Origin of the sequence: Pseudonocardia sp. NPDC046786, assembly GCF_040645415.1 — a bacterium.
GTDB lineage: Bacteria > Actinomycetota > Actinomycetes > Mycobacteriales > Pseudonocardiaceae > Pseudonocardia > Pseudonocardia kongjuensis.
The window spans coordinates 204337-224318 of sequence record NZ_JBEYYF010000001.1 but is presented as its reverse complement, the minus strand read 5'-3'; the positions used below and the strand labels follow the sequence as shown (position 1 = coordinate 224318).

General features: G+C 74.7%; 16 protein-coding genes. 12 read left to right on the top strand and 4 right to left on the bottom strand.

All coding sequences use genetic code 11. The annotated features are described in order from the left end of the window. Positions 1-73: 73 nt before the first annotated feature. Genes ABZ881_RS01185 through ABZ881_RS01175 form a run of 3 tightly spaced genes read right to left on the bottom strand, consistent with a single transcriptional unit; the run spans position 74 to position 3794 of the window. Positions 74-1504, bottom strand: a complete 1431-nt coding sequence (locus tag ABZ881_RS01185) for a DUF1116 domain-containing protein (RefSeq protein WP_358480783.1) — start codon at positions 1502-1504, stop codon at positions 74-76. Then, complete coding sequence (locus ABZ881_RS01180; RefSeq protein ID WP_358480782.1) at positions 1501-2907, bottom strand: FdrA family protein; 1407 nt, start codon at positions 2905-2907, stop codon at positions 1501-1503. Before ABZ881_RS01180 ends, ABZ881_RS01185 begins: the two co-directional genes overlap by 4 nt. Beyond that, positions 2904-3794 carry a DUF2877 domain-containing protein gene (locus ABZ881_RS01175; protein ID WP_358480780.1) on the bottom strand — a complete coding sequence of 297 codons (891 nt, stop codon included), beginning with the start codon at positions 3792-3794 and terminating at the stop codon, positions 2904-2906. Before ABZ881_RS01175 ends, ABZ881_RS01180 begins: the two co-directional genes overlap by 4 nt. A gap of 107 nt (positions 3795-3901) precedes the next feature. Here ABZ881_RS01175 and ABZ881_RS01170 point away from each other — a divergent pair, with 107 nt between their 5' ends. The 7 genes from ABZ881_RS01170 (at position 3902) to ABZ881_RS01140 (ending at position 12563) form a co-directional block, all read left to right on the top strand. Beyond that, entirely contained in the window at positions 3902-5143 is a 1242-nt protein-coding gene (locus ABZ881_RS01170; protein ID WP_358480779.1) for a helix-turn-helix domain-containing protein, read from the top strand. Positions 5144-5395: 252 nt separating this feature from the next. Then, positions 5396-6811: a solute carrier family 23 protein gene (locus tag ABZ881_RS01165; protein ID WP_358481095.1), complete on the top strand. Its 1416-nt coding sequence runs from the start codon at positions 5396-5398 to the stop codon at positions 6809-6811. Next, entirely contained in the window at positions 6808-7632 is an 825-nt protein-coding gene (locus ABZ881_RS01160) for an FAD binding domain-containing protein (RefSeq protein ID WP_358480778.1), read from the top strand. The genes ABZ881_RS01165 and ABZ881_RS01160 overlap by 4 nt, the downstream gene beginning before the upstream one ends. Then, complete coding sequence (locus tag ABZ881_RS01155; RefSeq protein WP_358480777.1) at positions 7629-8126, top strand: (2Fe-2S)-binding protein; 498 nt, start codon at positions 7629-7631, stop codon at positions 8124-8126. The genes ABZ881_RS01160 and ABZ881_RS01155 overlap by 4 nt, the downstream gene beginning before the upstream one ends. After that, the gene (gene cutA, locus ABZ881_RS01150; RefSeq protein WP_358480776.1) at positions 8123-10510 is read left to right on the top strand and encodes an aerobic carbon-monoxide dehydrogenase large subunit; all 2388 of its coding nucleotides are present in this window, start codon (positions 8123-8125) and stop codon (positions 10508-10510) included. Before ABZ881_RS01155 ends, cutA begins: the two co-directional genes overlap by 4 nt. Then, complete coding sequence (locus ABZ881_RS01145) at positions 10507-11175, top strand: carbon monoxide dehydrogenase subunit G (RefSeq protein WP_358480775.1); 669 nt, start codon at positions 10507-10509, stop codon at positions 11173-11175. Before cutA ends, ABZ881_RS01145 begins: the two co-directional genes overlap by 4 nt. Then, entirely contained in the window at positions 11172-12563 is a 1392-nt protein-coding gene (locus ABZ881_RS01140) for an amidase family protein (RefSeq protein WP_358480774.1), read from the top strand. Before ABZ881_RS01145 ends, ABZ881_RS01140 begins: the two co-directional genes overlap by 4 nt. Positions 12564-12659: 96 nt before the next feature. On the opposite strand, the gene ABZ881_RS01135 is transcribed toward ABZ881_RS01140, so the two are convergent. Next, positions 12660-12911, bottom strand: a complete 252-nt coding sequence (locus ABZ881_RS01135) for a hypothetical protein (protein ID WP_358480773.1) — start codon at positions 12909-12911, stop codon at positions 12660-12662. Between the two features lie 96 nt (positions 12912-13007). Here ABZ881_RS01135 and ABZ881_RS01130 point away from each other — a divergent pair, with 96 nt between their 5' ends. The 5 genes from ABZ881_RS01130 to ABZ881_RS01110 all read left to right on the top strand — a co-directional run bounded on the left by ABZ881_RS01130 (position 13008) and on the right by ABZ881_RS01110 (position 19962). Further along, a complete protein-coding gene (locus ABZ881_RS01130; RefSeq protein WP_358480772.1) occupies positions 13008-14144 on the top strand; it encodes a helix-turn-helix transcriptional regulator in 1137 nt (378 codons plus the stop codon). Between the two features lie 189 nt (positions 14145-14333). After that, entirely contained in the window at positions 14334-16412 is a 2079-nt protein-coding gene (locus tag ABZ881_RS01125) for a hydantoinase/oxoprolinase family protein (RefSeq protein WP_358480771.1), read from the top strand. Next, on the top strand, positions 16409-18343 hold the full coding sequence (locus tag ABZ881_RS01120; RefSeq protein ID WP_358480770.1) for a hydantoinase B/oxoprolinase family protein: 1935 nt from the start codon (positions 16409-16411) through the stop codon (positions 18341-18343). Before ABZ881_RS01125 ends, ABZ881_RS01120 begins: the two co-directional genes overlap by 4 nt. Next, positions 18344-19030, top strand: a complete 687-nt coding sequence (locus tag ABZ881_RS01115; protein WP_358480767.1) for an NAD(P)H-binding protein — start codon at positions 18344-18346, stop codon at positions 19028-19030. Beyond that, the gene (locus ABZ881_RS01110) at positions 19027-19962 is read left to right on the top strand and encodes a carbamate kinase (RefSeq protein ID WP_358480765.1); all 936 of its coding nucleotides are present in this window, start codon (positions 19027-19029) and stop codon (positions 19960-19962) included. The genes ABZ881_RS01115 and ABZ881_RS01110 overlap by 4 nt, the downstream gene beginning before the upstream one ends. Positions 19963-19982 lie beyond the last annotated feature (20 nt).

Sequence of the window (19982 nt, the reverse complement as noted above, 5' to 3'; positions counted from 1 at the left end):
TGCGGATGATGCGGTCACGGTACCGAGCGCGGACCGGAAGTCCATCCTCCGACCTGCGGAACGCCCCGACGGGTCAGGTCGTGCGGCGGGCGCGGGTCCGGGCGGCGAGCGCACCCAGCGCGGCCGGGAAGATGCCCGCCGGCGGGGTCACCAGCCCGGCGCCGACCTGGCCGGTCCCGGCGACCCGGCCCGCCATCCCGGTGTTGATCTGCGGCAGGATCCCGGTCCGGCACACCTTCGTCACGTCGATGCCGCTGGGGACGCCGGCGAACTCCAGCACCGGGACCGTCCACCGCGGGTTCGTGCCGAGGGTGATCTCGCGCATCCGGCGGGTGGTGGCCAGCGCATCCGGCACGGTGCCGCCGACGAACCGGACGATCGCCGGGGCCGTCGCCATCGCGAACCCGCCGATGCCGGCCGTCTCGGTGATCGCGGAGTCGCCGATGTCGGGGTTCGCGTCGGCCGGCCCGTGGTCGCCGAGGAACAGGCCGTCGGCCAGCTGCGCGGGGCCGGTGAACCACTCGTCGCCGGTGCCGGAGACCTGGATGCCGAAGTCGGTGCCGTTGCGGGCCATCGCGACGACCATCGTGGAGCCCTCGACGTCGCGGGCCGCGTCCAGCGCGAGCTTGCAGGCCGGCATCGCCAGGTTCAGGAAGAAGTGGTCGTTGCCGCCGACGAAGCGCAACGCCGCGGCGACGTCGTCGGCGGAGCGCCCGGCGTCCGCCGCGCCGGTGACCATCGCCGGGGACAGGTCGCGCAGCAGCATCAGGGTCCCCGCGCGGTTGCGGTTGTGCGCCTCATCGCCCATCTGCAGCATCTGGGTCAGGATCGCGGTGACGTCGACCGGATCGCCCGCGTCGCGGGTGGCGCGCACCGCGACCCGCAGCAGCGGGCCCAACACGTCGCCGAGCCAGCGCAGCCGCGCCAGCACCTCCGGGCCGTAGGCGCCGTAGCGCAGCACCTTGCCGAGGCCCTCGTTGAGCGAGCAGTACGTGCGCCGCCCGGTCGCCGCGTCCTCCAGCACGAACATCCACATGCCGGACGTGACGACACCGGCCATCGGGCCCACCGTCGCCCGATGGTGGCACGGCTCCAGCGACACCGAGGTGCCCGCCTCGAACAGCGCCGGGGCGTCCTCCGGGTCGTCGACCAGGCCGTCCAGCACGGCGGCGCCCATCAGCGCGCCGCGCAGCGGCCCGGACGTCCGGTCCCAGGTGATCGGCGGCCCGGCGTGCAGGAACTCGCCGGGCGCCAGCCCGAGCACCTCGGCGGCGGGGGCGACGTCGACCAGGGTCGCGGTCACGCCGAGCATCGCGGCCAGCGCGCGCTCGTTCGCCGCGGCCCGCAGCGGATCGGTGGCGACCGTCGCCAGGTCGTCGGCGGTGCCGTCCATCGGCGGCCGCCAGTCGACCCGGGTGACCGGGACGGCCTGGTCCTCGACGGCGTCGGCGAGCAGATCGGTGCCGGTGCTCACCACGGCGTCCGGGGTGCGGGTGGTGCTCACTGGGCGGCTCCGAGCAGCTCGACGGCGCGGCGGGTGGCGCCGGCCTGGGACAGGTGGACCTCGGCGCCGGCCGCGACCAGCGCGCCGACCTGGCGGTGCAGGTCCTGCGGGTCGGCGGTCGTCCCGACCACGGTGACGACGACCGGTGGCCGGGCGCCCGACAGCACCGGGACGAGGGCCGCGGCCGGATCGGGCTCGGCGCCGTGCCCGAGCACCACGTCGAGCAGCACGACGGCGGTGTCCGGATCGGCCAGCGCCGCCCGCAGGTGCTCCAGCCGCAGCGTCGGGTCGATCATCGGGTGGGCGCGGCCCGCGGTGTAGGCGTCGTCGCCGAGATCGAGGAAGGTGTGCCCGGCCCCGGCCCCGGCCGCGGTGGCGACGGTCGCGGCCTCGGTGGCGAGGGTGCCGCCGGCGAACAGGCCGCGCAGGTACCGGCCGCCTGCGGCGGGCCGGGCGGAGCCGTGCACCGGCCAGTCCGGCACCGGCCTGCCGAGCCGGGTGAGCACCGAGCCGGCGGCCGCGGTCAGGTCCGGCCGGCCCGGCCCGAGCAGGGCGAACTCGACCGGGGTGGCCAAGCCGGCGGCCAGCGCGCGGATCTCGTCGGCGACGTTGTCGGCGGGAGGTTTGGAGACCAGCACGATCAGCTCGACGGCCGGATCGGCGTCCAGCCGGCGCAGCGCCTCCCGGGTGGCGAGCCCGCGGACCTCGGCGGACAGGTCCCGCCCGCCGACGCCGAGCGCCGAGGTCACGCCGACGCCGGCGTGGTCGAGCAGGGCGAGCAGCTGCTGGCAGCCGGTGCCGGAGGCGGCGACGATCCCGACCGGGCCGGGCGGGACGGTGTTGGCGAACCCGAGTCCCAGGCCGTGCACCACGGCCGTCCCGCAGTCCGGGCCCATCACCAGCACCGACCGCTCGGCGGCGGCCCGCTTGAGCGCGATCTCCTGCTCGACCGGGACGTTGTCGCTGAAGATCAGCACGTCGCAGTCGGCCTCGATCGCGTCCATCGCCTCGACGGCCGCGTGCGGGCCGGGCACCGAGACCAGCGCGATCGGCGCGGCCGCCCGGTCCAGCGCGGAGCCGGTGGTCCGCGGCGCGGCGGTGCCGGTGCCGTCACCGCTGCCCGCGGTGGGCCGGTTCGCCTCGGCGAGCGCGGTGTCCACCCCGGCCAGCGCCGCCGGGAGCTCCGCGTCGCCGGTCACCCGCAGCGCCACGACCAGGTCGTTCGGGCCGGTCCCGGCGGGGACCTCGAACCCCATCCCGCTGAGCACGTCGACGTTCAGCGGCGTCGCCATCGCGACCTGGGCCGCGGTCACCCCGTCCAGCCCGGCCACCGTGCGGCTCACCCGGAGCAGCGTGACCGAGTCGGCGTAGGCGCCGGGTCGTACCTCGACGTGCGTGCTCATGCGGCGGTCCCTCCAGGGTGCTCGTCGGCCGGGGGGCGGTGGTCGTGCTGCGCGGGGTCGTGCCGCGCTGGGTCGCGCCGCGCGTGATCGTGCTGGGCGGGGTCGTGCCGCCGGCCGGCCCGGCGGGCCGGGTGCAGCTCCCGCAGGGCGAGCCGGGCGCCGTGCAGCATCCCGGCACCCGAGGTGTGCCCGACGGCGGTGAGCGCCGCGGTCGCGTGTTGCTCGGCGGGCGAGCCGAGCGCGGCGACGAACCGGGCGAACCGGTCCACCACCTCGCCGTCGAGCGCGCAGCGCAGCAGCGTCGCGGACAGCAGCGTGGTGCGGTGCAGGTGGGCCCGGACGGCGGCGTCGACGGCCGGGGTGGCCGCACCGGCGGCGCGGTGCAGGGCCAGCCAGCCGCACAGCACGTCGTCGCCGAGCGGGGTGAGGCCGTCGCCGCTGCCGACCAGGCCGGAGACGGTCACCGGGCGCACCCGGCCGGGCAGCGCCGCGAGCGAGGACGTGGTTCCCGTCGCGGGACGGTGCCCGGTCGCCGCGCCCGGCTCCGCCGGGCGGCCGGTCCCGCCCGCCCGTGACGTGCCGGGCCGGGCGAGGGCGCCGGCCGGCAGCGGCGGGACCCGGGTGTCGGCGAACCGCCGGATCCGCAGCGGCTCGCCGTCCAGGTGCAGCACGCCGTCGCGCAGCTCTGCTCTGCTCACCTCGAGCCGCCCGAGCCGGGTGTGCAGCGCGCACGGGACGGCGACCGCGTCCCGCGCGGTCACCCCGACGCACTCCCCGCCGACGGCGAGATACACGGCGGCGGGCCCGCGGTGCACGATCCGCAGCGGGCCGTCGGCGGCCGACCGGAGCCGGTCCCGGACCCGGACGGGCGCGCTGACGGCGATCACGGAGCCGACGCTAGCCTGGGCAATCCCGCGATCCGATGTTAATTTGTGCCACCTTCGGCTCCGAGGGAAGGCAACTCTTGCTCAAACGTGATGGTCCGGATCCGGAGTTGCCGGCGCGGGCCGCGCTCGCCCGGGTCGACGCCCTGCACACCGGGCTCACCCAGATCGCCCTGGAGGGCGGCGATCTCGACGGCATCGCGGCGGAGGTCGGGCGGGTGCTCGGCGTCGGGGTCGCCTTCACCTCGACCGACGGCCGGGAGCGCGCCTCCGCGTTGTCCGGTGAGCTGCGCGAGCTGCTCGCCGAGCACGAGCTGGTCGACCCGACCGGGCGGCTGCGGGTCGAGCGGATGGGCGCCGACGGGATCGCGATCGGCGGCGGCGAGGCCCGCACGCTGCGGGTCGCGGCCGGGGGCACCAACCTGGCGCGCCTGGTCTGCCTGCGCCGGGGTGCCCGGCTCACCGCGGACGACGTGCGGGCGCTGGAGCGGGCCGCCGCGGTCGCCGCGCTGCTGATCGTCCGGGAGGAGGCGGTGACCGCGGTCGAGACGAAGTACCAGGGCGACTTCCTGCGTGACCTGCTGCTGCGCCGCACCGCCGATCCGGCCTACGTCGCCGAGCACGCCGACACCTTCGGCTGGGACCTGCGCCGGCCGATGGTGGTGGTCTCGGCCGAGCTGGACCCGACCGACGAGCCGGTGTCCGGCGAGCAGCGCCGGGCCTGGCAGAAGCGCTTCTCGGCCGCCTGGCGGCAGGTGTGCGCCGGGGTCGGCGACGGGATCCCGACCGTCGACTTCTCCTCCGAGGTGGTGGCCCTGTTGCCGGTCGCCGCGGACCGTGAGGCCGGTCCGGCGGGCCGGGACATCGTCCGGCGGGTGGTCACCGCGGTGGCCGGGGACAAGGGTGGCGGGCGCAGGCAGTTCTCGGCCGGGGTCAGCCGGCCGGCGGCCGACGTCGACGCGCTGCCCGCGGCCTACGGGCAGGCCCGCCGCGCGGTCGAGGTGGGCCGCCGGATCGGTGGCGGCGGCGGGACGACGTTCTTCGACCAGCTCGGCCTGCACCGGCTGATCGCGCTGATCCCGGACCCGACCGAGCTGCGCTCGTTCGTGCGGGACGCGCTGGGCCCGCTGGCCGAGCCGACCGCCGAGGCGGCCGAGCTGCGGGAGACGCTGCAGATCCTGCTGGACACCAACTTCAACGTCGCCGAGGCCGCCCGGCTGCAGTTCTTCCACTACAACACGATGCGCTACCGGGTCTCGAAGCTGGAGCGGCTGCTCGGGCCGCTGTCCACCGACCCGAACCTGCGCCTCGACGTGGCGGTGGCGCTGCAGGCCCGCAAGATCGAGTACTGAGGCCGGAGGCCGGCGGGATCGAGTACTGAGGCCGGAGGCCGGCGGGATCGACTACCGGGACCCCCGGCTGCGACATCCCGGACATCCGCCGGAAACCTGCACGGGAACGCACGGGGCGAGAGTGTTCGCGTCATCAATTCGTGCCAGCGGATCCGGCGGACGATCGGCAAGGATCGCCGTCGAGGTGCGACCTGGGTCTCATTAGCTTGAGTCAGGTTCGCGAGGCACCGGACCGGAGGGACCAGCATGTCGATGTTCAAGTGGGAGGTGGTCGATCCCGCACCCGGCGAGCCGGTCGGAGCCCGCCAGCGCCTCCGCTGGGGGAAGACCGCCGGGCTGGGAATCCAGCACGTCGTCGCCATGTTCGGCGCCACCTTCGTCTTCCCGGTGGTGATGGGGCTCGACCCGAACCTCGCCATCCTGTTCTCCGGGCTCTGTACGATCCTGTTCCTGGTCGTCTGCAAGAACCGGGTCCCCAGCTACCTGGGCACCAGCGCCGCGTTCGTCGGTGGCGTCGCCGCGATCCGGGCGATGGGCGGCGACTCCGCCGACGTCACCGGCGCGATCATGGTGGCCGGCCTGGTCCTGCTCGCCGTCGGCGTGTTCGTGCACTTCGCCGGGCCGCGGATGGTGCACGCGGTGCTCCCCCCTGCGGTGACCGGCGCCGTCGTCATGCTGATCGGGTTCAACCTCGCGCCGGTCGTGGCGTCGGTCTACTGGCCGGTGGACCAGTGGACGGCGCTGCTCACCGCGACGTTCCTGGTGCTCGCCGCGGTGCTGTTCCCCGGCTTCTGGGGCCGGATCGCGGTGTTCCTCGCGCTGGTGTTCGGCTTCCTGCTGTCCTACCTGTTCGACGTCCTGCTGGGCCCGATCACCTCCTGCGGCGGCGACGGCTGCACACCCGAGCCGCACCTGCGGGTCGGGTTCGACGGGCTCGCCGAGGCGGCCTGGTTCGGGCTGCCCAGCGGCACCCTCGACGACGGCGTCCCGGCCGTGCACGGCCCCAGCGTCTCGTTGGTGTTCGTGCTGCTGGTGCTGCCCGGCGTGATCGCGCTGGTCGCCGAGAACCTCGGGCACGTCAAGGCGGTCGCCGAGATGACCGGCGACGATCTCGATCCCTACATGGGCCGCGCGCTCGGCGCCGACGGTGCCGCGACGGCGCTGGCCAGCATGTTCGGCGGGTCCCCGACGACCACCTACGCCGAGAACATCGGCGTGATGAGCGCGACCCGGGTGTACTCCACAGCGGCGTACTACGTCGCGGCGGGCGTCGCGATCGTGCTCGGCCTGTGCCCGAAGTTCGGGGTGCTGGTCGCGGCCATCCCGGGCGGTGTGCTGGGCGGGATCACGCTCGTGCTGTACGGGATGATCTCGCTGGTCGGGGCCAAGATCTGGGTGGAGAACGGCGTCGACTTCGCCGAACCGCGCAACCTGGTCGGGCTGGCCGCGGGCATGGTCGCCGGGATCGGCGGCGTCGCGCTCGACCTGGGCGGCGGCTTCGAGATCGGCGGGATCGCGCTCGGCACGATCCTGGTGATCGTCTACTTCCACGTCGTCGCGCTGCGCGACCGGCGGGTCGGCGCCGGGCCCCCCGCCGAGGGTGTGCCGGCCGGCCGGATGGAGACCGAGGCCCCCGACCAGGACGGTGAGGCCGGGAGGAAGCCGTGAAACCCCCGCCCTTCGACTACGTCCGTCCCGATCGGCTGGCCGACGCCGTCGCCGCGCTGGCGGCACCGGAGAGCAAGGTGCTGGCCGGCGGCCAGAGCCTCGTCCCGCTGCTGTCGATGCGGCTCGCGTCGCCGTCGCTGGTCGTCGACATCAACGGCCTGCCCGGGCTGGACGTGATCACCGTGGCGGCCGGCGGGGTGCAGGTGGGTGCGCTGGCCCGGCACACCGCGGTGCTGGAGTCGCCGGAGGTGGCGCGGGTCCAGCCGCTGGTCCCGATGGCGCTGGAGCACGTCGCGCACGCCACCATCCGCAACCGCGGGACGACGGTCGGCTCGCTGGTGCACGCCGACGCCGCCGCCGAGATGCCGGTGGTGCTGAGCCTGCTCGGCGGGTCGGTCGAGGTCGCCGGGCCCGCCGGGCGGCGCACCATCGCGGCGCCGGAGCTGTTCGTCGGCCCGCTGGAGTCGTCGGTCGCGCCGGACGAGATCGCCCTCTCGGCGTTCTTCCCGGCGCTGCCCCCTGGCGCGGGTGTCGCCTTCGACGAGATCGCCCGCCGGCACGGCGACTACGCGCTGGCCGGGGCCGCCGCGCTGGTCGAGGGTGAGCGGATCCGGGTCGGGTACCTGTCGGTGAGCGACGTGCCCACCGTCGTCGACCTCACCGGGGTGCCGCCGGGCGATCGCGGCGACGCCGCCCTGGACCGGCTCGACCCGGCCGGTGACATCCACGCCACGGCGGCCTACCGGCGGACCCTGGTCCGGGTGCTGACCGACCGGGTCGTGGCCGCCGCCATCGCGAACGCCCAGGGAGGGACGCCATGAACGAGATCCGGCGCGAGACCCGGCACGAGATCCGGTTGCGGGTGAACGGGGTGACGCACGAGCTGCGCGTCCCCGCCCGGCGGCTGCTGTCCGACGCGCTGCGCCACGACCTGGGGCTGACCGGCACGCACGTCGGCTGCGAGCACGGCGTCTGCGGTGCCTGCACGATCCTGCTCGACGGCGAGCCGGCCCGGGCCTGCCTGATGCTGGCGGTCACCGCCACCGCGCACGAGATCACCACCGTCGAGGGCCTGGCCGGGCCGGACGGCGAGCCGAACGCGGTGCAGCGCGCATTCGCCGAGTGCCACGGCCTGCAGTGCGGCTTCTGCACCCCCGGCTTCCTGACGACGGTCACCGCCGGGCTGCGCCGCGATCCGCGCCCGACCCACGAGGGCGCCCGGGACATGATCGCCGGGAACCTCTGCCGATGTACCGGCTACCAGAACATCGTGCGCGCGGTGGAGCGCGCCGCTGAGCTGGAGTCGAGCCGGTGACCACGAGGCTGATGGGGCAGCCGGTCGCGCGGGTCGAGGACCGCCGGTTCCTGCTCGGCGAGGGCCGCTACGTCGACGACGTGCTGACCGGCCCGGACGGCCCCGGCACGCTGCACGCGGCCGTCCTGCGCTCCCCGCACGCGCACGCCCGGATCCTCGACATCGACGTGTCCGGCGTGCTCGACGTGGACGGGGTGCACGCCGTCTACACCTACGACGACCTGACCGGCCCGATGGCCGAACCGCTGCCGGTGCTCATCCCGCATCCCGCGCTCACCCACGGCCGCACCCAGTACGCGCTGGCCCGCGACGAGGTGAACCACGTCGGCGAGGCGATCGCGTTCGTCGTCGCCGAGGACCGCTATCTCGCCGAGGACGCGGTGGACCGGATCGTCGTCGACTACGAGGTGCTGCCCGCCGTCGTCGGGCTCGACGCCGCCCGCGCCGCGGACCGGCTGGTGCACGACGACGTCCCGGGCAACGTCGGCGCCCGCCTGGAGCAGACCGTCGGCGACGCCCCGGCCGCGATCGCCGCCGCGCCGCACCGGCTCGCGCTGGACCTGGAGATCGAGCGCAGCGCCTGCATGCCGATGGAGGGCCGGGGCACCGTCGCCCGCTGGGACCGCGACGCCGACCGGCTGGTCCTGTGGTCGTCCACCCAGACCTCGACCGGCGTGCGCGCCGCCGTCGCGGCGAAGCTCGGCCTGGACATCGGCCGGGTCGACGTGATCACCCCGGACGTCGGCGGCGGGTTCGGCGTCAAGATCGTGCACCCGTGGCCGGAGGAGCTGCTGGTGCCGATGGCCGCCCGCGCGCTGGACCGGGCGGTGAAGTTCACCGAGGACCGCCGCGAGCACTTCGTGTCCTCGGCACACGAGCGCGGCCAGACCCAGCACGTCGAGGTCGGGTTCGACGACGACGGCCGGCTGCTCGGCCTGGACGTCGAGTTCTGGCACGACCACGGCGCCTACACGCCGTACGGGCTGATCGTCCCGATCATCACCTCCACGCAGCTGCTCGGCCCGTACAAGCCGGGCGCCTACCGGGTCGCCTTCGAGTCGATGTACACGAACACCGTGATCGTCACCCCGTACCGCGGCGCCGGCCGGCCGCAGGGCTGCTTCGCGATGGAACGCACGATGGACGCGATCGCCGCGTACCTGGGCCGCGACCGCGCCGAGGTGCGGGCGGTCAACTTCATCCGGCCCGACGAGTTCCCCTACGACCACGGCCTCGTCTTCCAGGACGGCCGGGCGCTGGAGTACGACTCCGGCGACTACCCCGCCTCGCTGGACAAGCTGCGCAAGCTCATCGACTGGGACGGCTTCGCCGCGTTCCGGCGGGCCTGCGCCGAGCAGGGCCGCACCGTCGGCATCGGGCTGGCCTGCTACGTCGAGGGCACCGGCGTCGGGCCGTACGAGGGCGCGCACGTGCACGTCGAGACCACCGGCAAGGTGAAGGTCGCGACCGGCCTGACCACCCAGGGGCAGAGCCACGCCACCGCGTTCGCGCAGATCGTCGCCGACGAGCTGGGGGTGCGCTTCGACGACGTCGAGGTGGTCACCGGGGACACCCGGCGGATGCCGTACGCGGTCGGCACGTTCGCCTCCCGGGCCGCGGTGATGTCCGGCTCGGCGATCCACAAGGCCGCCCGGCGGACCCGGGAGAAGGCGCTGCGGCTGGCCGCCGACGCGCTGGAGGCGTCGGTCGAGGACCTGGAGATCGTCGACGGGATCGTCGGCGTCCGCGGCACCGACCGGTCGGTGCCGCTCGGCACGCTGTCGGTGCTGTCCAATCCGCTGCGCTACGCCTTCGACGAGGCGTCGCAGGCGGCCACCCAGTTCTCCGTCGGGGACGCCGAGGCGCCGCCGGTCGCCGAGGGCGAGGAACCCGGCCTGGAGGGCAGGGACTTCTACAGCCCGGTGCACGCGACGTTCGCGTCCGGCATGCACGCGGTGATCGTGGAGACCGACCCGGAGACCGCCGAGATCCGGATCCTGCGCTACGCCGTCGTGCACGACTGCGGGCACCTGATCAACCCGATGGTCGTCGAGGGCCAGATCCACGGCGGCGTCGCCCAGGGCATCGGCGGCGCGCTGTACGAGCGGATGGCCTACGACGACTCGGGCCAGCTGCTCAACGCGTCCTTCATGGACTTCCTGATGCCCTACGTCAGCGAGATCCCGGATGCGATCGACATCGACCACCTGGAGACGCCCTCCCCGCTGAACCCGCTCGGCATCAAGGGTGCGGGCGAGGCCGGGGTGATCCCGGTGTCCGCGGTGATCGCCGCCGCGATCTCCGACGCCGAGGGCTTCCCGATCACCGCGATGCCGATCTCGCCGTCCGACCTGCACACCCTGCGTGAGGAGCACCGAGCGTGAAGATCAGCGGAACCGACGTCGTCCCGCACCCGGTCGAGCACGTCTGGGCGGCGCTGCTCGACCCGCGGGTGCTGGTCACCACGATCCCCGGCTGCGAGAAGCTGGAGGCCACCGGCGAGAACGCCTACGCGATGACGGTCACCGCCGGGGTCGCCGCGATCAAGGGCACCTACGCGGGCAGCTGCGCGCTGTCCGATCTCAAGGAGCACGAGTCGCTGGTGATGACGCTGCGCGGGTCCGGCGGGCCGGGCACCGTCGACGCCGTCGTCGACGTCGGATTCGACGACCTCGGCGATGGCCGCACCCGGATCTCCTACGCCGCCGACGCCACCGTCGGCGGGATGGTCGGCGGGGTCGGGCAGCGGATGCTCGCGAGCGTGTCGAAGCGGATGGCCGCGGAGTTCTTCGGCAACGTCGGCAGGGCCATCGCCGCGCCGCCCGGCGCGGTGCCTTCTGGCGCGGCCTCCGGCGCGGTGCCTTCTGGCGCGGCCTCCGGTGCTGTGCTGCCGGGCGCGGCGCTCGTGGGCGATCCCGGGTCCACCGCACCGGCGGGGGTGTTCACCGCACCGCCCGCGAGCGGCGACTTCACCCGGGGCGTCGGGGTCGGCGCCGCGGTGGCGCTGCTCGGCGTCCTGGTCGGCGCCGCGATCGGGCGGCGCCGGTGACCGGGCCGACGGTCGAATCCACCGCCCGCGAGCAGCTCGCCGCGCTGCGCGCCAAGGAGATCTCCGCGCGCGAGCTGACCGCCCTGCACCTGGACCGGATCGCCGAGCGGAACCCGGAGCTCACCGCGATCGTGTCGCTCGATCCCGAGCGCGCACTGGCCGGCGCCGCGGCCGCCGACGAGCGGTTCGCCTCCGGTGCCGAGGTCGGCCCGCTGCACGGGCTGCCGTTCGCGTTCAAGGACACGCACGCCGCCGCCGGCTGGCGCACCACCTACGGCTCGCCGCTCTACGCCGAGCACGTCCCGGACACCGACGACCTGATCGTCGAGCGGATCCGGCGGGCCGGGGCGGTGCCGATCGGCAAGACCAACGTGCCGGAGTTCGCGGCCGGCTCGCACACGTTCAACCCGGTCTTCGGCACCACCCGCAACCCGCACGACCCGTCCCGCTCCGCGGGCGGCTCCTCCGGCGGCGCCGCCTGCGCGCTGGCGGCCGGGATGGTGCCGCTCGCCGAGGGCTCGGACATGGGCGGCTCGCTGCGCAACCCGGCGTCGTTCTGCGGGGTGGTCGGCCTGCGCCCGTCCTGGGGGCGGGTGCCGGAGTGGCCGTCGCAGAACATGTGGGAGACCACGTCGACCGGCGGCCCGATGGCGCGCACCGTCGGCGACCTCGCGCTGCTGCTGTCGGTGCTGGCCGGGCCCGATCCGCGGGCGCCGCACGCGCTCGGCGACCCGGGCGAGCTGTTCGCGGCGCCGCCCGAGCCGGTCGCGCCCGGCGGGCTGCGGGTCGCCCTCTCTACCGACCTGGGCGGCGCCTTCGCCGTCGATCCCGCGGTGGCGGGCGTCGTCGAGGCCGCCGGGACGGCGCTGGCCGGGGCGGGCGCCTCGGTCACCGGCGCCGCCCCCGACCTGTCCGGCGCCGACGAGTGCTTCCGGACGCTGCGCGCCTGGCACTTCCAGGCCCGGTTCGGCGAGCTGCTCGCGGCACACCCGGACGACCTCAAGCCGTCCCTCGCCGCGAACATCCGGGCCGGCGAGTCGCTGACCGGCGCCGACGTCGCGCTCGCCTACCGGCGGCGGACCGCGCTCGTGCACCGGATGCGCGAGTTCCTCACCGACCACGACGTGCTGGTCCTTCCGGTCTCGCAGGTCCCGCCGTTCCCGGCCGACCAGGAGTTCCCGACCGAGATCGACGGCCGCCCGATGGAGTCCTACCTGGACTGGATGCGTTCGGCCTACCTGATCACGGTGACCGGCTGCCCGGCAATCTCGGTGCCGTTCGGCACGACCGCCGACGGGCTCCCGATCGGCATCCAGATCGTCACCCGGCACGGCGCCGACCGGTACCTGCTGGAGGTCGCGGCCGCCGTCGAGGCGCTCGCCGGCTGACCGGCCGGATCAAGATCCGCGTCTTGGGAGTGCACAGGCGCCTGGCGCGCGTCTCCACTCCCAAGACACGGATCTTGGTCGACGTCCTCGCGCCCGTCACCCGTCGGGGTAGAGGTTGGGCCGGTCGAACCGGAGCGGCTGCTCCTCCCCGTCTACGTACCACGCAACCCACTGCCGGGTCCCGAGCTCCCCGATCCGGAACGCGGTCACCGACGCTGCGAGCACGCGGTCGTCGCGCGACCGGTCCGCCGCGTACTCGCGGGCTGCCCGCTCGCTGGCATGGACGACCTCCACCGTGCCCGGGCGACCCGGGTGCGTCGCATGGACGCTGAACACTCGATCTCCCACGGGAGTCCCCTCCTCGGACGGCCACGACCCGGGTAGCGTTGCGGATCGCAACATCGGCCGGAACGGTTCGGCCGTCTACAGGCGACTACAGGGTCGGTGGAGCAGGTGCCGGAGGGCCTCGCAGGGCGGTTGCGGGCGGCCCGGGTCGAGGCCGGGGTGACCCTCGCGGCGATGGCCGGCCGCACCCACTACAGCAAGGCCCTGCTCGGTCACCTGGAGACCGGCGCGCGGGCGATCCGGCCCGAGCACGTGACCGCGTACTCGCGGGTGCTCGGCGTCTCCGTCGAACGGCTCCACGGTCCGGCTGACGACGCGTTGCGGATCGCCCACGAGTGGCTCGTCGCGGACACCCCGATGCGGGTGCAGCTGCGGGCCGGGCGCCGGGTCGGCGACGCGCTCGCCACGGAGTTGGAGCGGCGGATCGTCGAACTGCGGCACCTGGACGACGTCGTCGGCGGGAACGATCTGTTCCCGATCGTCGCCCGCGAGCTGCGGGAGGCGCGGACACTCGTCCGTGAGAGCTGCTGCACCGAGACCACCCGCCGACGCCTGCTGACCGGCGTCGGAGAGCTGTCCCAGCTCGCCGGGTGGGTCGCCTCCGATGCGGGCCGGCACGCCGAGGCGCAACGTGTCTACCTGTCCGGGACGACGGCGGCGGCCGAGGCGGGGGACCGGGCGCTCGCCGGGCAGCTGCTGTCCTCCCTCAGCTATCAGGTCGCCACCGTCGGGGACCCGGCCGATGCGGTGCTGCTGGCCAGGACGGCGGTCGCCGGCACCCGGACGGCGCCGCCGGTGGTGCGTGCGCTGCTCCGGGAACGCGTCGCCTGGGCCACGGCCCGTGCCCGCGACCGCGACGGCGCCCGACGCGCGCTGGACGCGGCGGACGACGCCTTCGAGCAGCGCTCGCCCGGCGTCGCCGAACCGGAATGGGTCTACTGGCTCGACCGGAGCGAGATCGACGTGATGGCCGCCCGGTGCATGATCGAGCTCGGTGATCCGCGGTCGGCGGCGCCGCTGCTGGACGCCGCGATCGACGGCTACCCCCCGGAGCATGCGCGTGAGGTCGCGCTCTACCTGACCTGGCTGGCCGAGTCCTACCTGGGGACGGGCACGCTCGACGCCGGACGGGAGGCGCTCGACCGTGCCCGGCGCGCCGCGCAGGGTGTGCACTCGGCGCGCCTGGACGCCAGGATCGCCGCGGTCCAGCAGCTGGCGGGCCCGCGACCCGGGTGACCCGAAGATCCACGTCGTGGAGTGCACGGGTGCCGCCGAGGCGCTCGCCGCCTGACCGGTCGGCACCGCCCCGACACCATCGGCAGAACCTGTCAGTTGATCGCCGGGTCTTCGGCATTCCTTGCCATGTCAGCTCGGCGTGGGGGCCGGTTGAATCGGAGCCAGCGACGCGTGAGCGGGAGGAGCCCCATGACCCGGCGGATCCGGATCGGCATCGACACCGGTGGCACGTTCACCGACGTCGTCGCCGTCGACGAGGGGACGGGCGAGCTCGTCACCACCAAGACCCCCTCCACCCCGGCCAACCCGGCCGACGGGTTCCTGGCCGGGATCGACAAGGTGCTCGACCTGCTGGGGGCGACCGGCGCCGACGTCGAGGCGGTCAGCCACGGCACCACCGTCGCCACCAACCAGCTGCTGGAGGGCAAGGTCGGCCGGCTCGGCTTCGTCACCACCGCCGGTTACGAGGCCATGCTGGAGATCGCCCGCCAGTCCGTGCCGGACGGCTACGGCAACTCCTACTTCTGGGTCAAGCCGAACCGGATCGTGCCCCGCGACCTGGTGAAGGGCGTGGAGGGCCGGCTCGACCACACCGGCGCGCAGGTCCGCCCGTTCGACGAGGCGGGCGCCCGGGAGGTCGCCCGCTGGTTCCGCGACCACGGCGTCGACACCCTCGGCGTCTGCTTCCTGCACGCCTACGCCGATCCGTCGCACGAGGAGCGGATGCGGGAGATCCTCGCCGAGGAGCACCCGCGCGCCGTGGTGTCGCTGTCCAGCGAGGTGCTGCGCGAGTACCGCGAGTTCGAGCGGGCCACCACCGTGCTCGTCGACGCCGCCGTCAAACCCCGGCTGTCGGCGTACGTCTCGAACATCAAGGACCGGCTCACCCGCTACGACGACCGCGAGATCCCGTTCTACGTGATGAAGTCCAACGGCGGCGTGCTCTCCGCCGACGAGGTCGTGCACCAGCCGATCACCACCGTCCTCTCCGGGCCGGCCGCGGGCGCGCTCGGCGCCGGGCTGATCGCCCGGGAGGCCGGCTTCGACAAGGTGCTGACCTCCGACGGCGGCGGCACCTCCACCGACGTGTCGGTGGTGATCGGCGGCGAACCGACGCTGACCACCGAGGGCACCGTCGGCCGGTTCCCGTCCAAGATCCCGATGATCGACGTCGTCACCGTCGGTGCGGGCGGCGGATCGATCGCCTGGATCTCCCCGGAGGGCACCCTGAAGGTCGGCCCGCACTCGGCGGGCGCCGATCCGGGCCCGCTCTGCTACGGCCGCGGCGGCACCGACGTCACGATCACCGACGCGCACGTGTTCCTCGGCCGGATCCCGCCGCACCTGCTCGGCGGCGAGATCCCGCTGGACGTCGAGGCCGCCCGCGCCGGGATCGAGCGCCTCGCCAAGGAGCTGGAGCTCACCCCGGAGGCGTGCGCGACCGGTGTCCTGGAGATCTCCGCCTGGAACCAGGCGAACGCGCTGCGCCAGGTCACCGTCAAGCGCGGACTGGACGTGCGCGACTTCGCGCTCACCACGTTCGGCGGCTCCGGCTCGCTGCTGCTGTGCCGGCTGGTCGACGTGCTCGGCGTGCCGACCGTGCTGGTGCCGCCGAACCCGGGCAACGTCTCCGCGTTCGGCCTGCTCACCGTCGATGTCAAGAACGACTACGTGCAGACCCACGTCGCGCTCGCCGACCGGCTGGACCCGGCCGCCGTCGCCCGGATCGTCGACGACCTCACCGGGCAGGCCGCCGCCGCGCTGACCCGGGAGGGCTTCGCCGCCGACCGGCACGGCTTCGTGCGCTCCGCGGACCTGCGCTACTTCGGGCAGGCGTTCGAGGTGCGGGTCCCGGTGCCGGACGGCCCGGTCACCGCCGCCACCCTGGACGAGGTCGCCGGGTCGTTCCACGCCGCGCACCGCGCGCTCTACGGCTACGACTTCGCGGGCGACGACGACCAGCAGGTCGAGTGGGTCAACCTGCGGGTGTCCGGGATCGGGCCGATCCGGCGCCCGGAGATCCCGCGGCACGACCCGGTCGCCGAGCCGGTCGTGACGCCCGCCGGCCGGCGCCCGGTCTGCTTCGCCGCGGCCGACGGCTTCGTCGACACCCCGGTGTACCGGCGCACCGACCTTCCGCCCGGCGCGACCGTCGACGGCCCGGCGATCGTCGAGGAGTTCGGCTCCACTGTCCCGCTGCACCCGGGCTTCACCGCCCGCGTCGACGGGTTCCTGAACATCATCGTGACCCGGAAGGCCCAGTCGTGACCGGTTCCCGCCGCGCCCCCACCCAGTTCCCGTTCGGCGCCCTCACCGACGACGCCGGTGCGAGCGCCGATCCGGTGCTGGTCGAGATCGTCCAGGGCTCGCTGGCGAGCGTCGAGATGGAGGTCGAGACCGCCATCGCCCGCACCAGCCGCAGCCCGATGATCCGCGACGCGCACGACTTCCGGGCCGGCATCCACGATCGGCGGCTGCGCAAGCTCACCGGCCGCTCCTACTCGGCGCTGGTGCACCCGATCGCCCGCGAGTTCCCGCTGGAGCGGATGCGCGAGGGCGACGTCTTCTTCCACAACGACGTCTACCGCTCCGAGGGCGGCATCGGGCACCTGCCCGACCTGTGCGTCACCGTCCCGGTGTTCGCCGGGGCGGCCGGAGACCGCCGGGTGGTCGCGTTCGTGCAGGCGTTCGGGCACCACGACGACATCGGCGGCGCGGTGCCCGGCTCGATGCCGTCGAACGCGACCAGCGTGTTCGAGGAGGGATTGATGGTGCCGCCGATCCGGCTGTGGGACGAGGGCGTCCCCAACCGGGCCGCGCTGGCGATCATGACCCGGAACTCGCGGATGCCGGAGTCGCTCTCGGCGGACCTGGACGCCGAGTGCTCCGCCTGCCTGATGGGCGCGCGCCGGCTCGGCGAGCTGTTCGACCGCTACGGGGTGGAGACCGTCGAGTCCTGTTTCGACGCGATCATCGCGCGCACCACCGAGACCTACCGCCGGGAGATCCTCGGCCGGATCCCGGTCGGCAGCTGGACCTGGGAGGACTACGCCGAGCACGACGGCGTCGACGCGCCCCGGCTGCACACCCAGCGGATCACGCTGACCCGCACCGCCGCCGACGACCCGGACGGCGAGCGCCTGATCATCGACTTCGACGGCACCTCACCGCAGGCCAAGGGGCCGATCAACCACTGCGGCGACTACTCCGACGGCGTCTTCCTGAAGAAGTGGCTCGCCCCGATCCTGCGGAACCTGGCCGACTCGCCGGAGCGGATGGCCGAGCTCGACGTCAACGAGGGCATCGTCCCGCTGATCGAGATGCGGTTCCCGCCGCCCGGGACGCTGCTCACCCCGGTGTTCCCGGCCCCGACGAACGCCCGCACCTTCGTCATCCTGCGGCTGCTCGGCGTGCTCGCCGGGGTCGTCGCGAAGGCGGTCGACGGCCGGATGCCCGCCGACCAGGAGACGATCCGCTACACCGGCGTGTACGGCGAGGACGTCGACGGCCGCCCCTACCTGATGCGCGAGGTGCTCGGCGGCGGCTCCGGCGGCCGCTACTACGCCGACGGCGAGGACACCATCCACGTCGTCCCGGACTCCCGGAACCTGCCGACCGAGTTCACCGAGGCCCGGTTCCCGTTCCTCGTCGAGTCGCTGTCGCTGGCCGTCGACTCCGGCGGGCCGGGGGAGTTCCGCGGCGGCCTCGGCTACGAGAAGCACATCCGGATGCTCCGCGACGGCCACTTCATGTCGATCGCCGACCGCTCGATCCTGTCCTGCTGGGGGGTGCGCGGCGGGAAGGCCGGGCGGCGGTTCGAGGTCGTGATCGACCCGGGTGGGCCGAACGAGCGGCAGGTCGACGCGCTCGCCGACGCCGAACCCGTCGCGGCCGGCGAGATCATCCGGGTGCGCACCACCGGCGGCGGCGGCTGGGGTGACCCGCTCGCCCGCGATCCCGCCGCCGTGGTGCGGGACGTGCTGTGGCACAAGGTGTCCGCCGGGTCCGCGCTGGCCGACTACGGCGTCGTGCTGACCGGCTCGATCGACGACGACACACTCGGCGTCGACGAGGCGGCCACCCGCGCCGAGCGGGCCGGGCGGGCCGCCTGGTCGGCGACCGACGACGCGTTCTTCGATCGCGGACCCGGCTACGCGACCCTCGCGGGCGCCGCGCACGCCGGCGTGGACCGGTTGTAGATGGGCGCCGCACAGGTGCGCATCGCGATCCCCGGGGGGAACGGGGTGACCGGCCGGGCGGTGCGGGCGGCGCTGCGCAGGCGCGGCGCCGACGCCGTCCCGCTCGGCCGGGCCGATCGGGTCCGTGACGCGGCCGCCGGCTGCGCCGCAGCGTACCTGATCGCGCCCAACATGCACCCGGACGAGCCCGCGCTGGTCGGCGGATGGCTCGACGGGCTGCGCGCGGCGGGCGTCGGCCGGGTGGTCTACCACTCGGTGGCCTCGCCGTACGTCCCGGCGATGCCGCACCACCTGGGCAAGGCCCGGTCCGAGGACCTGGTGCGCCGCTCCGGATTGCGCTGGACGATCCTGCAGCCCGGCGCCTACCTGCAGAACCTGGACCTGTCCGGGCCGGTCCGGGTGCCCTACGACGTGCACGCCCCGTTCGGTTTCGCCGACCTGGCCGAGATCGCCGAGGTCGCCGCGACGGTGCTCACCGGGCCCGGTCACGAGGGTGCGACCTACGAGCTGGCCTCGCGCACCGGCACCGTCGCACAGCTGGCCGCCGAGGCCGGGACGACCGCCGAGCGGGTGCCCGGCCCGTCCGGCCGCGGCGCCTGGTTCGACGCGATGTTCGGCTACTACGACGCGCACGGGCTGCCCGCCGGGACGCGCACCCTGGACGCGCTGCTGGGGCGGGCGTCGTGAGGGTGCTGCTGGCGCTGGGCGGCAACGCGATGACCGCCCCGGACGGCCGCGCCCGGCCGGAGGACCAGGTGGCCGCCGCGCAGGTCGCCGCGGGTGCGGTCGCCGGGCTGCTGGCCGCGGGCACCGAGGTGGTGCTGACCCACGGCAACGGCCCGCAGGTCGGGAACCTGCTGGTGAAGAACGAGCTGGCGGCGGCGGTCGTCCCGCCGGTCCCGCTGGACTGGTGCGGTGCGCAGACCCAGGGGACGCTCGGCTTCGTGCTGACCACCGCGCTGGACGCGGCGCTGGCCCGGGCCGGGATCGACCGGCGCAGCGCGGCCGTCGTCACCCGCACGATCGTCGCCGGCGACGATCCGGGTCTGATGCGGCCCAGCAAGCCGATCGGGCGCTACCTCCCGGCCGCCGAGGCGGCGGTGCTGGTCGAGCACGGCCAGCACTGGGAGGACCGCGGCGAGCGCGGCTGGCGCCGGATGGTCGGCTCGCCGGAGCCGCTGGAGATCGTCGACGGCCCGGCGGTCCGGGCGCTGGTCGACGCCGGCTTCGTCGTCGTCGCGAACGGCGGCGGCGGGATCCCGGTCGTCCGGCAGCTCACCGGCGATCTGACCGGCATCGAGGCCGTGATCGACAAGGATCTCGGTGCCGCCCTGCTGGCCCGCACCGTGCGGGCCGACGTGCTGGTCATCGGCACCGACGTGCCGCAGGCGGTGCTGCGCTTCGGCACCCCGGACGCCGAGCCGCTCGGCGTCGTCGGGGTGGGTGCGCTGCGCGCGCACGCCGCCGAGGGCCACTTCGCGGGCGGCTCGATGGGCCCCAAGGTCGACGCGGCCTGCCGGTTCGTCGAGGCCGGCGGGACCAGGGCCGTCATCACCGATCTCGATCATCTCCCGGACGCCGCCGCGGGCGCCGCCGGGACCGTCGTCGTCCCCGACTGAAGTCCGTCAACGGAAGGAGC